The organism is Rubrobacter marinus (assembly GCF_011492965.1).
GTDB classification, from domain to species: Bacteria; Actinomycetota; Rubrobacteria; order Rubrobacterales; family Rubrobacteraceae; genus Rubrobacter_F; species Rubrobacter_F marinus.
In genome coordinates, this window is sequence record NZ_CP045121.1 from 2,008,155 (window position 1) to 2,021,195 (window position 13,041).

The 13,041-nt window shown below is 69.7% G+C and carries 12 protein-coding genes and 2 pseudogenes; 13 read left to right on the forward strand and 1 reads right to left on the reverse strand.

What is annotated here, in order from left to right; genetic code table 11:
- Nucleotides 1-35 precede the first annotated feature (35 nt).
- The 12 genes and pseudogenes from GBA65_RS10260 to GBA65_RS10315 all read left to right on the forward strand — a co-directional run bounded on the left by GBA65_RS10260 (nucleotide 36) and on the right by GBA65_RS10315 (nucleotide 9,340).
- A complete protein-coding gene (locus tag GBA65_RS10260; protein ID WP_166396480.1) occupies nucleotides 36-440 on the forward strand; it encodes a GatB/YqeY domain-containing protein in 405 nt (134 codons plus the stop codon).
- A gap of 363 nt (nucleotides 441-803) precedes the next feature.
- Complete coding sequence (locus GBA65_RS10265; protein WP_228281827.1) at nucleotides 804-1,445, forward strand: PhoH family protein; 642 nt, start codon at nucleotides 804-806, stop codon at nucleotides 1,443-1,445.
- 31 nt (nucleotides 1,446-1,476) lie between these two features.
- Nucleotides 1,477-2,292: a hypothetical protein gene (locus GBA65_RS25175; protein ID WP_166396481.1), complete on the forward strand. Its 816-nt coding sequence runs from the start codon at nucleotides 1,477-1,479 to the stop codon at nucleotides 2,290-2,292.
- Nucleotides 2,293-2,320: 28 nt separating this feature from the next.
- Nucleotides 2,321-3,814, forward strand: coding sequence for an HD family phosphohydrolase (locus GBA65_RS26350; RefSeq protein ID WP_166396482.1), 1,494 nt, complete (start codon nucleotides 2,321-2,323; stop codon nucleotides 3,812-3,814).
- 122 nt (nucleotides 3,815-3,936) lie between these two features.
- The gene (gene ybeY, locus GBA65_RS10280) at nucleotides 3,937-4,236 is read left to right on the forward strand and encodes an rRNA maturation RNase YbeY (protein WP_166396483.1); all 300 of its coding nucleotides are present in this window, start codon (nucleotides 3,937-3,939) and stop codon (nucleotides 4,234-4,236) included.
- Nucleotides 4,226-4,969 (forward strand): diacylglycerol kinase, encoded by a 744-nt coding sequence (locus GBA65_RS10285; protein ID WP_166396484.1) that lies wholly within the window; start codon nucleotides 4,226-4,228, stop codon nucleotides 4,967-4,969. Before ybeY ends, GBA65_RS10285 begins: the two co-directional genes overlap by 11 nt.
- Before the next feature lie 9 nt (nucleotides 4,970-4,978).
- Nucleotides 4,979-5,374 carry a cytidine deaminase gene (locus GBA65_RS10290; RefSeq protein ID WP_166396485.1) on the forward strand — a complete coding sequence of 132 codons (396 nt, stop codon included), beginning with the start codon at nucleotides 4,979-4,981 and terminating at the stop codon, nucleotides 5,372-5,374.
- Complete coding sequence (gene era / locus GBA65_RS10295) at nucleotides 5,371-6,282, forward strand: GTPase Era (protein ID WP_166396486.1); 912 nt, start codon at nucleotides 5,371-5,373, stop codon at nucleotides 6,280-6,282. The genes GBA65_RS10290 and era overlap by 4 nt, the downstream gene beginning before the upstream one ends.
- Before the next feature lie 55 nt (nucleotides 6,283-6,337).
- Nucleotides 6,338-7,039: a deoxyribose-phosphate aldolase gene (gene deoC, locus GBA65_RS10300; protein WP_166396487.1), complete on the forward strand. Its 702-nt coding sequence runs from the start codon at nucleotides 6,338-6,340 to the stop codon at nucleotides 7,037-7,039.
- On the forward strand, nucleotides 7,020-7,655 hold the full coding sequence (gene recO / locus GBA65_RS10305; protein WP_166396488.1) for a DNA repair protein RecO: 636 nt from the start codon (nucleotides 7,020-7,022) through the stop codon (nucleotides 7,653-7,655). The genes deoC and recO overlap by 20 nt, the downstream gene beginning before the upstream one ends.
- 11 nt (nucleotides 7,656-7,666) lie before the next feature.
- A complete protein-coding gene (locus GBA65_RS10310) occupies nucleotides 7,667-8,761 on the forward strand; it encodes a deoxyguanosinetriphosphate triphosphohydrolase (protein ID WP_228281828.1) in 1,095 nt (364 codons plus the stop codon).
- 44 nt (nucleotides 8,762-8,805) lie between these two features.
- Nucleotides 8,806-9,340 (forward strand): annotated as a pseudogene (locus GBA65_RS10315) (LOG family protein).
- A 37-nt stretch (nucleotides 9,341-9,377) separates the two neighbouring features.
- On the opposite strand, the gene ppc reads toward GBA65_RS10315, so the two are convergent.
- Entirely contained in the window at nucleotides 9,378-12,209 is a 2,832-nt protein-coding gene (gene ppc / locus GBA65_RS10320) for a phosphoenolpyruvate carboxylase (RefSeq protein WP_166396489.1), read from the reverse strand.
- Nucleotides 12,210-12,307: 98 nt separating this feature from the next.
- Here ppc and GBA65_RS10325 point away from each other — a divergent pair.
- A pseudogene (locus tag GBA65_RS10325) lies at nucleotides 12,308-13,005 on the forward strand (CHC2 zinc finger domain-containing protein); the annotation flags it as partial.
- Between the last annotated feature and the right edge of the window lie 36 nt (nucleotides 13,006-13,041).

Genomic DNA, 13,041 nt, shown 5'->3' on the forward strand with positions numbered 1-13,041 from the left:
TACGCGAAGACGTGGTACGTGATACAAAAGAGGCGATGAGAAGCCGTGACAAGGGGCGGGTCACCGCCCTACGCATGATCTCCGCCGCCCTCAAGAACGCCGAGATCGAGAAGGGCGAGCCCCTGAACGACGAGGACGAGATGGCGGTCCTCCGGCGTCAGGTCAAGCAGCGCGAGGAGTCGGCCGAGGCGTACCGCAACGCCGGCCGGGAGGAACAGGCCGAGGCCGAGACCCGGGAGGCCGAGATCGTGCGCGCCTACCTCCCGACCCCGCTCTCGGACGAGGAGCTGCAAGGGCTCGTCGACAGGGTGATCTCCGAGACCGGCGCCTCGAGCATGAGGGAGATGGGGACGGTCATGGGCCGGGCCAACGAGCTCGCCGCGGGGAGGGCCGACGGCAGGAAGCTCTCCGGGATCGTGCGCGAGAGGTTGCAGGGCTGATGTTTGAAGCTACGGTAGAGAGTTAAGGAGGAAGTACGGACACCAAGTCTGGAAATCAGGTCGAGGCCAAGCTCGTGGTGCCGCCGGGGCGGCAGTACGAGGTCTTCGGGGACCGGGACTCGGTCTTGCGGAGGGTCGAGGAGCTCGTGGAGTGCGAGGTGATCGTGCGCGGCAACGAGATCGTCCTGCGCGGGAACGAGGAGGCCGTGGAGAGGGCCGAGGTCGTCTTCGACGGCCTGGTGGACCTCGCGGAGAGGGGAACCATCCCACGCCGGAGACGGCGGAGCGCCTCTTCAAGATGGGCGCGAGCGGCGACGGCAAGGAGGTGCTCGGGACATCATCCTCACGCACCGCGGCCGCCGCGTGGCGCCGAAGACCCGCAACCAGAAGGCGTACACCGACGCGATCCGCAACCACCAGGTCGTCTTCGGCGTCGGGCCGGCGGGGACCGGCAAGACCTACCTCGCGGTTGCGCTCGCGGTCGACGCCCTGAACCGGGGGGAGGTCAACAGGATCATCCTGACGAGGCCCGCGGTCGAGGCGGGGGAGTCCCTGGGCTTCCTGCCGGGCGACGTGATGGCGAAGGTCGACCCGTACTTCAGGCCGCTCTACGACGCGTTGTACGAGATGATCGACCCCGCCAAGTTCGGCGGCCACCTGGAGCGCGGCACGATCGAGGTCGCGCCCCTAGCGTTCATGCGCGGGCGGACGCTTAACGACGCCTTCGTCATCCTGGACGAGGCCCAGAACACGAGCCCGCAGCAGATGAAGATGTTTCTGACGCGCCTCGGCTTCGGCTCGAAGATGGTGATCACGGGGGACGCCACGCAGGTCGACCTGCCCAGGGGCCAGGGGAGCGGCCTCGACGACGCCCAGCGGACGCTCTCGGGGGTGGACGGGGTGGCGTTCGTGCGCCTGAAGCGCGACGACATCGTCCGGAGCGACCTGGTGATGCGCATCGTGGACGCCTACGAGCAGGCCGGCGACCCATCCGGGGCTTCCTAGAGGGCCCGGAAGGGGCATAATAACGGGTGCCGTGAACGAACCCCCAGACAATCAGGCCCGCGAGGACCGCGCGCAGGACCTCCGGGAGACCAACGGGGCCGCGGCCGAGAACGGCGGCGCGCCGGCTCCCCCGAGGGAGGCGCCCGCCGAGGGACCCCAGGCGCCCGGCAAGAGGCCGGAGGAGTTCCACCGGCTACCCACGCGGTCGGAGAAGTTCCGGGGCTGGGTCGACGGCCTGCCCCGGATGCGGTTCTACGTCACCCTGCTCGTCATCACCTGGCTCTCGCTCACGGTGCTTATCAGCCTGGACCCCCGGCCGACGTTCTCGACGGGCGGGCTGCCCGGCAGCGGGGCGGGCTACGAGGTGGGGAGCGTCGCCCGCGACGACGTCTTCGCCCAGCGCGGCGTCACCTACGTGGATCCCGTGGCGACCGAGGCCGCCCGCGAGGAGGCGCGCGACGAGGCGCCGGTGGCCTACAGGCAGGACGCCGGGATCCCCACGCGCCAGACCGAGGCGGCGGCGGGCTTCTTCGACGAGGTCCGCGGCATACGGGCCTCCGGCGGCGAGCCCGAGGAGAAGGTCGCGAGGGTGACGGGCGCAGCGCCCTTCCCCCTCCCCGAGAACGCCGCCCGGTCCCTCGTCTTCCTGGAGGACGAGGAGGTGGACGAGGCCGAGCGTTACGTCGTGGAGAACCTGGACGAGCTCTACGGGACCACGCCGGTGGGGGACGACGGCGTCGAGGAGGCCGCCTCCGGGTCGTGCCGATCCCGGAGGCGCGCGAGCGGCTCTCCGAGGCCGCGAGAAGGGACGCCTCCGGCGAGCTTGCGGTCGTGGTCGACGTGCTGAGCGGGGGTTCGTAGCGCCGAACTACGTCGTGGACCGGAGCGCGACGGCCTCCGCGCGCAACGAAGCCGCCGCGGGGGTGGACGACGTCTCGGGGCGCGTCGCGCAGGGCGAGCGCGTCGTCGCCAGGGGCGAGGTGCTCGACCGGGGCGACGTCGCCAGGATGGAGGCCCTCGGGTTAGCGGGCGGGGCGAACCCCTGGTCCGTCTTTCTCGGGGTCGGGATCGTGGTCGCGACCGAGATGTGGGTCGCCTGGTACTTTCTGGAGCGCTTCGGAAAGAGGATACTCAAGGGCAAGACCGCCATAAGGGTCCTGCTCGCCGCCTCGCTCCTGATCCTGTTCACGGCGCTTGCGCGCGCTTTCGTCCTGCTCTCCCTGCCGTACTACCTCATCCCGCTCGCGGGCCTCTCGATCCTCGGGACGATCCTGCTCGGGCCGCGCCTGATGTTCCTGATGGTCGTGATCGAGAGCGTCAACATCGGCATTATCGCCGGCAACGACTTCTTTCTCGCGTCGGTGCTGCTGCTGACCTCGGGCTTCGCGATCTACACGGTCCTGCGCGTCGGCCCGAGGACGGAGTTTCTGTGGGCGGGGCTCCTGATCGCGGTGGTCACCGGGGTGGTGACGTTCGCGTTCGCCCTGATCGGGGGCGGCGGCCTCCAGGCGGCTCTCGGGCAGGGCGGCATCGGGCTGGTGAACGGCCTGCTCTCCCTGATGCTCGCGATGGTCCTGCTGCCGCTGCTGGAGAACGCCTTCAACATCCTCACGCCGCAGAAGATGCTGGAGCTCGCGGACACGGGCAACCCGCTCCTGCACAAGCTCCTTAGCGGCGCGCCGGGCACGTTCACCCACTCCATCCAGGTCGGCAGCCTCGCGGCGAACGCCGCCGAGCGGATCGGGGCGGACCCCCTGCTCGCCCGCGTCGGGGCGTACTACCACGACGTCGGCAAGCTCGAGCACCCGTACTACTTTATAGAGAACCAGATCGGGCGGGCCAACCCGCACAAGAGCCTCACGCCCGCGCTCTCGGCCCGGATCATCAAACGCCACGTGAAGGACGGCCTCAGGCTCGGGCGGGAGTGGAACCTCCCGCAGGAGGTCCTCGACATGATCGCCCAGCACCACGGCACGACCCGCATCGAGTACTTCTACCGCCGCGCCCTCGAAGACTCCCTCGGCGGCGACCTCGCCGGCGTCGACGTCCGCGAGGCGGACTTCCGCTACCCGGGTCCGAAGCCGAAGAGCAAGGAGGCCGGCATCCTGATGCTCGCCGACTCCATCGAGGCGACGGTGAAGTCCCTCGACAAGCCGACCCCGAAGCGCATCGAGGACATCGTCGCCGGGACCATCCGGGGCAAGCTGGAGGACGGCCAGTTCGACGAGTGCCAGCTGACGATGCACGAGATCCACGAGACGGGCGAGGCGATCCGAGAGGCCCTCATCGGCTTTATCGGGCCGCGCATAGAGTACCCCCAGGCCCCCGCCCAGAGTAAGCCCGCCCCCGCCCGCGGCTCGACCGCGTAGGGGAGCCCAGTGCCGTTCACCGTCGCCGTCCTCGACGAGATCGGCTTCGACGGGCTCTCGCCGGAGCGCGCCACGGAGCTCGCCGCGGCCGCCTTCGCCGCCCGCGGCTACGACCCGAACGTATGGGCGAGGTCTCGGTGGCCCTCGTCCGTAGGGAGACCATCCACAAGCTCAACCTCAAGTACAGGGGCAAAGACTCCCCGACGGACGTCCTGAGCTTCGGGATCGACGGGCCGTACGGGGAGATGGTCGGCGAGATCGTCATCTGCCCAGGCGTGGCGAGCTCGGAGATGGGCATCGAGGAGCTCGTCGTGCACGGGGCGCTCCACCTCTCGGGGATGGACCACGGGGAGGACTTCGAGGAGAGCGAGATGGCGGCCGTGCAGGGCGCGGTGCTGAGGGACGTGGGCGGTGGCGGGTAAGAAGCTAGCCGAGCCCCGGAAGGGCCAGCAGGGGGTGGCCCGGTCCTTCAACCACGCCTACCGGGGCCTCGTCTACGCGGTGCGGACGCAGCGCAACATGCGCTTCCACACCGTCGCGTCGGCGGCGGTGCTCGTCCTGAGCCTGCTCGTGGGGGTGAGCAAGCTGGAGCTCGCGATGCTCGTCCTCGTCATCCTGGCCGTCTTTGTCGCCGAGATGTTCAACACGGCGATGGAGTTCGCCGTGGACCTCGTCACGCAGGAATACCACCCGCTGGCGAAGCTCGCCAAGGACGTCTCCGCCGGGGCCGTGCTCGTGGCGAGCATCGCGGCCGTGCTGGTGGGGTATTTGATCCTCGGCGACGACCTCGGCCCGTTCTCGCTGGAGACCCTGGACAGCGTCCGGCGCTGGCCGGGGCACCTGACCGTCGTGGCGCTCGTCCTGGTCGCCATAGCCGTCGTGCTCGGCAAGGCGCTTACCCGTTCCCCGAACGCCTTTCTCGGCGGGATGCCGTCCGGGCACGCGGCAGTCGCGTTCGCGGCGTGGGTGGCGGCGAGCTTCATCGCCGCGGACGGGGCGGCGCGGTACGCGGGTTTGATCTCCGCGATCACGCTGCTCATGGCCCTGCTCGTCTGCCAGAGCCGGGTCGAGGCGGGCTTCCACTCCGTCTACCAGGTCGCCGTCGGCGCGGTCCTCGGCACCCTGCTCTCCGTCGCCGTCTTCCAACTCCTATAGAATCGGATAATGGAGCTTAGAGACGCGATCGACGCCGCAAGGGCCGTCTCCAGACAGGCTTACGCCCCGTACAGCGGCTTCCGGGTAGGGGCGGCAATCGTCACCGAAGGCGGCGCCCTCTACGACGGGTGCAACGTCGAGAACGCCTCCTTCGGGCTCTCGATCTGCGCCGAGCGGGGCGCGGTGATGAAGATGATCGCCGACGCGCCGCCGGACGACCACGGGATACGGCTCGTCGCGGTGGTCAGCCCCAACACGGCGCCCTGCTTCCCGTGCGGGGCGTGCCGGCAGGTCCTGCGCGAGTTCGGCTGCGAGGAGGTCGTCGTGCTCGACGCGGAGGGTAACCCGCGCCGGTATCCCTTCGAGGAGATCCTGCCGAACTCCTTCGGCCCGGAGGCGCTGTGATCGGCGACGGGCAGGAGGACGGCTTCAAGAGCGGCTTCGTCGCCGTGGTGGGCCGGCCGAACGTCGGCAAGTCGACCCTCATCAACACGCTCGTCGGCAGCAAGGTCTCCATTACCTCCCCTCGTCCCCAGACCACCAGGAGCCCCGTCCGCGGCGTGCGCAACGGCCCGGGCTACCAGGCGGTCTTCGTGGACACCCCCGGCTCCCAGAAGCCGCGCGACACCCTGCGCAGCCGCATGCAGCAGCAGGTCCTCGACAGCCTCAAGGAGGCCGACGCCGTCCTTCTCCTCTTCGACGCGACGCAGGTCGAGGGCGAGCTCGGCACCGGGGACCGCTACGTCGCCCGGCTCGTCGCCGACTCCGGGACGCCCGCGATCGCCTGCGTCAACAAGGTGGACCTGCTCCGCGGCCGCGAGGCCGTGCTGCCCGTGATCGAGGCCGTCTCCCAGACCGGCTCCTACAGGGAGATCTTCGCGCTCAGCGCCCTGAGGGGCCTGAACGTCGAGCCGCTCACCGAGGCCGTCGTGGAGCTACTGCCGCCCGGTCCGCAGTATTTCCCCGAGGGGGCGGTCACGGACTTCCCCGAGTCGTTCATCCTCGCGGAGTACGTGCGGGAGAAGGTGCTCAACGCCCTGCGGGAGGAGGTGCCGCACGCGATCGTCGTCGAGATCGACGAGGTCGAGCGCAAGGAGAACGTCACGGTCGTGTACGCCGTCATCCACGTCGAGAGGCCCTCGCAGCGCATGATCGTGCTCGGCAAGAACGGCCGCACGATCAAGGGGATCGGCACGGAGGCCCGCCGCGACGTCGAGCGCCTCCTCGGCACCCGCATCTATCTAGACCTGAAGGTGAAGGTCACGCCCGGCTGGAGGAACGACCCGAGGTTCCTGGAGCGGCTCGGGCTATAATAACCGTGTCGCAGGGTGTTCCGTTTTATCTCGGGAGGAGCGTGGCCGGTTGGGCATGAGGGTCAGGGAGTTCGCGAAGACGGTGGATCACACCCTCCTCAAGCCCAACTCGACGGAGGCCGAGGTACGCACGCTCTGCGAGGAGGCGGCCCGCTACCACTTCGCCGCCGTCTGCATCCTCCCGTGCCACGTTCGGCTCGCCGCCAAGGCCCTCAGGGGGACGGACGTCAAGGTCGCGACGGTCGTCTCGTTCCCTTTCGGTGCGGACACGACCGGCGTCAAGGCCGCGGCGGTGAGGGACGCCATCGTGGGCGGGGCCTCGGAGATCGACGTGGTGATGAACATTTCGAAGTTCCTCTCGGGCGAGTTCTCCTACGTTGCCGAGGAGCTCGCGAGCCTCAACGGCGAGGTCAGCGCCGTCGCGATGAACAACGGCCTCAACGACGCCGTCCTCAAGGTCATCATCGAGGCGGGCTACCTCACGGACGAGATGAAGCGGCTCGCGGTCCAGATCGTGGCCGCCAGCGGCGCGGACTTCGTGAAGACCTCGACGGGCTTCGGCCCGGGCGGGGCCACCCCCGAGGACGTCTCGCTGCTCCGCGAGGAGGCGCCGGAGGGGTTGTCCGTAAAAGCATCGGGCGGCATCAGGTCGCTCGAGGACGCAATCGAGATGCTCAACGCCGGGGCTTCCCGCCTCGGGACGAGCGGGAGCGTGGCGATCATGGAGGAAGCCGAGAATGGCGGTCTACAAGAGTAAGGGCATAGTCCTCCGTTCGATCCGCTACGGAGAGGCCGACCGCATCCTGGACCTCTACACGAGGGACGCGGGGCTCGTCTCGGCGATCGCCAAGGGCATACGCCGCACCAAGTCCCGCTTCGGCGGGCGCCTCGAGCCGCTCTCGTGCGTGGACTTTCTCGCCTACGAGGGCCGCACGCTGGACACCGTCACCCAGGCCGAGGTCTTGAGGAGCTTCCACGCCGTCCGCGAGGACCTCGCCCGCCTCGAAACCGCCGGCGGCATCGTCGCCACGACGCGGGCCCTCGCGGGCGGGGACGAGGCCGACCGCCGCGTCTTCAACCTTCTCTACAACGCCCTCGACGCCCTCGAGGGCCGCGCGGAGGGGCACGGGAGCGTCGAGTCCGCCTTCGCGCTGAAGCTCTCGATGCTCTCGGGCTACGCCCTCCGCCTCGACGCCTGCGTCTCGTGCGAGAGGAGCCTCGACGCGCTCGACGAGGAGGGCTTCCTCTACTACGCCCCACCCCTCGGGGCGTGCTCTGTCCCGAGTGCCGCCGGGCGGGCTACACGGGCGACGCCTTCCCGCTCCCCGACGGCACCCTCGACGCGCTCCGGACGCTGCTCTCGAGGCCGCTGAAGGAGGCGCGGGTGGAGGACGGCCTCGGGGAGAGCGTCCGCAGGGTCGTCGCCGCCCACGTCATCGCCCACGCCCCGGCAACGCCTCCCTCCTCGACGCCCCGACCGGCGCTCGGCCCGCCCGGCGTGACCGAACCGGGCGTGCGCGTGAAAGACGTGGAGCCCGGCTGGGCCTGCACGACCAGCGCCGGCCGCCCGAGGCCCGAGGCCCCCGACGGGGTGCGCAACCCGTTCCAGAGGGACCGGGACCGCATCCTCCACGCCAAGTCCTTCCGCCGCCTGATGCACAAGACGCAGGTCTTCATCTCGCCCGACGGCGACCACTTCCGCACCCGCCTCACGCACACCCTGGAGATGATGCAGGTCTCCCGCACCATCGCCCGCGCGCTGGACCTCAACGAGGACCTCACCGAGGCCATAGCGTTCGGCCACGACCTCGGCCATGCCCCCTTTGGCCACGTCGGCGAGGAGGCCCTCGCCCGCGTCCTCGAAGACCACGGCAGGACCTTCCGCCACAACGAGCACTCCCTGCGCGTCGTGGACCACCTGGAGAGAGACGGGGCCGGGCTGAACCTCACCCACGAGGTCAGGGACGGCATCCTCAACCATACGGGGAGGGGTTATCCCTCGACGCGGGAGGGCGAGATCGTGCGCACCGCCGACCGGATCGCCTACGTCAACCACGACATCGACGACGCGCTGCGCGCCGGCATCATCGCCTCCAAGGACCTGCCGGAGGGCCCCATCTCCGTCCTCGGCGGCACCACGAGCGCGCGCATAGACACGCTGGTGCGCGACATGATCTCGACCTCCGCCGAGCGCAGGGAGATAACCCTCTCCGAGAGGGTCCACGAAGCTCTGATCGAGCTTAGGGGATGGCTCTTCGAGAACGTCTACCACAACCCGAGCCTCCGACGTTCGGACAGGGCCGGCAACGTGGTCGCCGCCCTCTTCGAACACTACCTCCATAACCCGGAAGAACGGCCCCGTACGGACCCTGACCCCGTCGTACAGACGGTGGACTTCGTCGCCGGCATGACCGATCGCTACGCCCTCGCGACCTACGAGCGGGTCTTCCTGCCGAGGCCGGACGAGATCTCCCCGTAGCCCCGGGCCAGGACCGGCACCAACCAGTAGAGGAGGCACGGAGGGTGAGGCGCGTGTGCGTGTTCTGCGGCTCCAGCGAAGGCTCGCGCCCCGTCTACCGGGAAGCGGCGCGCCGCGTGGGGGAGGAGATCGCCCGCCGCGAGGGCCGTCGCGGACGCGGCCCTCGCGGCGGGCGGCGAGGTCGTAGGGGTGATGCCGGATGCACGGGTCTCCCGGGAGATAGGGCACGAGGGCCTCACGGAGCTCCACGTCGTCGGCTCCATGCACGAGCGCAAGGGGCTCATGGCCGACCTCTCGGACGGCTTCGTGGCCCTCCCAGGGGGCTTCGGGACCCTGGAGGAGTTTCTGGAGGTCCTCTCCTGGGCCCAGCTCTCCATCCACGCCAAGCCCTGCGCCCTCCTCGACGCAGCCGGCTACTGGGAGCCGCTCGTCGCCCTCTTCGACCATGCCGTGACCGAAGGCTTCGTCCCGCCAGATCACCGCTCTCTAGTTCTGACTGGAGGGCATCCCCGTGAGCTTCTCGATCTGATGGAGCGCCGCGCGTCTTCGAGCGCGAGGAAGAGGGTCGACGCCGAGTAGGGGTGGGGCGACGATCGAAGACGGCCACACTCCGGTGTCAGCCGGTGTTCAGGAGCCCCGAGGAGATGGCCGAGACGGTGAGGAGGAGGGGATGAGCGACCGCGTCGCGCTCGGGCGAGCCCTCGGGGAGGGCTCGCAGCCGTCTCAGGAGGTTTACCTGGATGTAGGAGAGCGGGTCGACGTAGGGGTTGCGCAGCCGGATGGAGCGTTGCAGCACGGGCGAGCCGTCGAGCAGGTTCTCCTGCCCCGTGATGTCGAGGAGGGCTCGAACGCAGGCCGCGTGCTCCTCGGAGACACGGCCCCAGATTCGCTCCCTGACCCCGTCGTCGCCGACGAGCGAGACGTAGGCCTCGGCGATCCGCATGTCGCTCTTCGCGAGGGTCATCTGCATGAAGTCGACGAGCGTGCGGAAGAACGGCCACCCGCCGTACATCTCCCGCAGGAGTTCCGGCCCGCCGTCCCACTCCAGCGCCTCGGAGAACGCCGTGCCCGCGCCGTACCAGGAGGGGAGGAGGAGACGGTTCTGCGTCCAGGCGAAGACCCAGGGGATGGCGCGCAGGCCCGAGACGTCGGGGCTGTCGATCCTCTTCGCCGGGCGGCTCCCGATGTTCAGGAGCGAGAGCTCGCGTATGGGGGTAGCCTCCGAGAAGAACGGCGGAAAGTCCTCGTCTTCGTAGACCAGGGAGCGGTAGACCTCGCGCGATCGCGCCGAGAGGTCCTCCAGCGCGCGGACCCAGCGCTCCTTGACCTCCGCTCCTCTCTCCGGGGCCGCGCTCGTCTCGATCACGGCGGCCAGGACGGTGTCGAGGTTGCGGCGGGCGAGCCCCTCCATGCCGTACTTGTACGAGATCACTTCGCCCTGCTCGGTTATGCGGATCCTGCCGTCCACGGTCCCCGGCGGCTGCGCGAGGATGGCGTCGTACGAGGGGCCCCCGCCGCGCCCGACCGTCCCGCCGCGCCCGTGGAAGAGCCGGAGCCCCACCCCGTGCTCGCGGGCGACCCCGGCGAGCTCCCCCTGCGCCTTGTAGAGCGTCCAGTTGCTCGTTACGTACCCCGCGTCCTTGCCCGAATCGCTGTACCCGAGCATCACCTCCTGCACGTCGCCCCGGGAGGCGAGGAAGGAGCGGTACATCGGGTCTTCCAGGAGGCCCCGCAGCACCCCGGGCGCCTGCTCCAGGTCGTCCACCGTCTCGAACAACGGGGTGACGCCGAGCCGTGCGCCCGTGCACCGCCCCTCCCCGTCGATGTCGACCAGCCCGCTCCTGCGCGCCAGGTAGACGACCGCGAGGACGTCGCTCGCCCCCCGGGCCATGCTCAGGATGAACGTCTCGACCGCAGGCTCCGAGAGAAGCTCCGCCGCTTCGCGGATGTTCGCGAACGTCTCCAGGACGTCCCTGGACTCCTGCGAGAGGTCCTCCGGCGGTGATTCCCACGAGGGCTCGCCGAGGAGCCGCCGGAGCAGGTCCGCCCGCCCGGCCTCGTCCAGCCCCGCGTAGTCCGTGCCCGTCGGCGAGAGGATCTCGGCGACGGCGCCGTGGATGCGCGAGCTCTCCTGACGCACGTCGAGCTTCGCGAGGTGGAAGCCGAAGACCTCCACCTGCCGGATGAAGTCCTTGAGCCTCCCCTCGGCCGCGCGCTCGCCGGCGTGGCGATGGAGGCTCCTACGGACCACCAGCAAGTCTTCCAGAAGCTCGGTCGCATCCGCGTAGCCCTTCGGGTCCGACCCGTCCGGCGACTCCAGCGCTCTCCTCAGGCGCCCGGCCACGAAGAGCATCTTGCGGCGGTAGGGCTCGTTCGCGTCCTCTCTCGTGAACCGTTCCGAGGCCTCCGGGAAGAGAAGCTCGTCGCCCCTCAGCGACGCCTCCAGCTCCTCCGAGACCCCGACGCGCCGGATGGTCTGGCTCAGGTGCCGGGCGAGGGAGAGCGCCGTCTCGCGGTGGCGCTCCAGGACGAGCTCGCGCTGCAGCCCGAGGGCCGTCAGCATCGTCTCCGGGCGCACGAACGGGTTGCCGTCCTGGTCTCCTCCGACCCAAGAGCCGAACTTGAGGACGGGGCCGACCTTCGGGCCCTCCTCGCCGTAGAGGCGGGCGAGCTCGTCCTCGAGGTCGCGGTAGACCTCCAGGGTCGCGGAGATCAGGGGGTCCTTGAAGAACAGGAGGGTTCTCTGGATCTCGCCCTCCACCTCCGGCCGTTCCGCCCTCAACTCGTCGGTCTGCCAGAGCAGCGTGATCTCCTCCGCCAGCCTCTCCCGCGCCCCCTTGCGCTCCCGGGCGGTGAGCCTGCCGGAGTCCATGTCGTCGAGGATGCCCGCGATCGCCCCGTGCCTGCGGCGGATGGTCCTGCGCTGCGCCTCCGTGGGGTGGGCCGTGAGCACGAGGCTGAGGCCCATCCCCTCCAGGAGGTGCCCGAGCTCCTCCGCCCCGACGCCGTCCCCGGCGAGGCGGCCGAGGGCGCTGCGAAGGGACGCCCTTTGAGGCTCGTTGTTCTCGTCGGCCTCGTGCTGGCGGCGACGGCGTACCCTGTGGTACCGCTCCGCGACGTTGACGAGCTGGAAGTACACCGAGAACGCCCGCACGACGCGCCCCATCTCCCCGCCGTCCATCCGCCCGATCCGCGCCCTGAGCCGCTCGTCCAGCTCGGGGTCGTAGGCGAACCGGAGGCTCTTGCAGAGGGCACGGATCTCCTCCTCCGCCCCGAGGAGCCCCTTGCCTTCCTGCTCCAGGATGACCTGACCGAGAATCCTGCCCAGCAGGTTGATGTCCCTGCGCAACGGCTCGTCCTTCGCGGCGAACCCCACCCCGGGCGGCAGGTCCGCATACTCCGCGCGTCCCCTGCCGTTCCGCTCCGCCGTGCCCCGTCCAGTCTCCATGCCCCGCAACCTACCACGCAGCCGCTCATCGATCTTTGGACACGAGTACAAAGATCCCGGCCTACGCCATCCCCTCCGTCCACCGTAGAATGTACGGCATGAGAATCTCGCAGCGGAGCATAGAGACGGTGAGGGAGACGGCCAACATCGTCGAGGTAGCCTCCGAGTTCACCGCGCTCCGCCGCGCCGGCGCCCGATTCACCGGCCTCTGCCCCTACCCGGACCACAACGAGAAGTCCCCCTCCTTCGGCGTCTCCCCCGAGAAGGGCTTCTTCCACTGCTTCGGCTGCGGCAAGGGGGGCGACGCCATCAAGCTCGTTATGGAGCTGAAGAACCTGCCCTTCGCCGAGGCCGTCTCTCACCTCGGGGAGCGGTTCGGGATCGAGCTCGAGTTCGAGGGCCGCTCCCCCGAAGAGGAGCGCGCCGCCAAGACCCGCACCGCCCGCCGCCGCTCCGCCTACAGGGCCCTCGCCGCCGCCGCCGCCTACTACCACAAGTACCTCCTGAAGGCTTCCGTCGCCGAAGAAGCTCGCCGTTACCTCAAGGGGCGCGGGATGGAGCCATCTACTATCGAAGAATTTCGTTTGGGGTACGCTCCGCCGCGGGGATCTGGCGGTTTCTCGGCGGCGGCGCGCAAGGTCGGGCTGGACCGCAGCGCCCTGGATGCGGCCGGTCTGCTCTCCCCCCGCGGGGGCGAGCGGTTCGTGGACAGGGTGACGTTCCCGATCTCCGACCTGCGCGGCCGCATCGTCGGCTTCGGCGCCCGCACCCTCGGGACGCGAAGCCGAAGTACCTGAACTCCCCGGAGACGGAGCTCTTCAACAAGCGCTCC

What these genes read in the sequence shown, in the direction of transcription:
- ybeY (WP_166396483.1), top strand. Translation starts at nt 3,937, where the DNA reads ATGGGCGAGGTCTCGGTGGCCCTCGTCCGTAGGGAGACCATCCACAAG.
- GBA65_RS10290 (WP_166396485.1), top strand. Translation starts at nt 4,979, where the DNA reads ATGGAGCTTAGAGACGCGATCGACGCCGCAAGGGCCGTCTCCAGACAG.
- recO (WP_166396488.1), top strand. Translation starts at nt 7,020, where the DNA reads ATGGCGGTCTACAAGAGTAAGGGCATAGTCCTCCGTTCGATCCGCTAC.
- deoC (WP_166396487.1), top strand. Translation starts at nt 6,338, where the DNA reads ATGAGGGTCAGGGAGTTCGCGAAGACGGTGGATCACACCCTCCTCAAG.
- ppc (WP_166396489.1), bottom strand. Translation starts at nt 12,209, where the DNA reads ATGGAGACTGGACGGGGCACGGCGGAGCGGAACGGCAGGGGACGCGCG.
- GBA65_RS10260 (WP_166396480.1), top strand. Translation starts at nt 36, where the DNA reads ATGAGAAGCCGTGACAAGGGGCGGGTCACCGCCCTACGCATGATCTCC.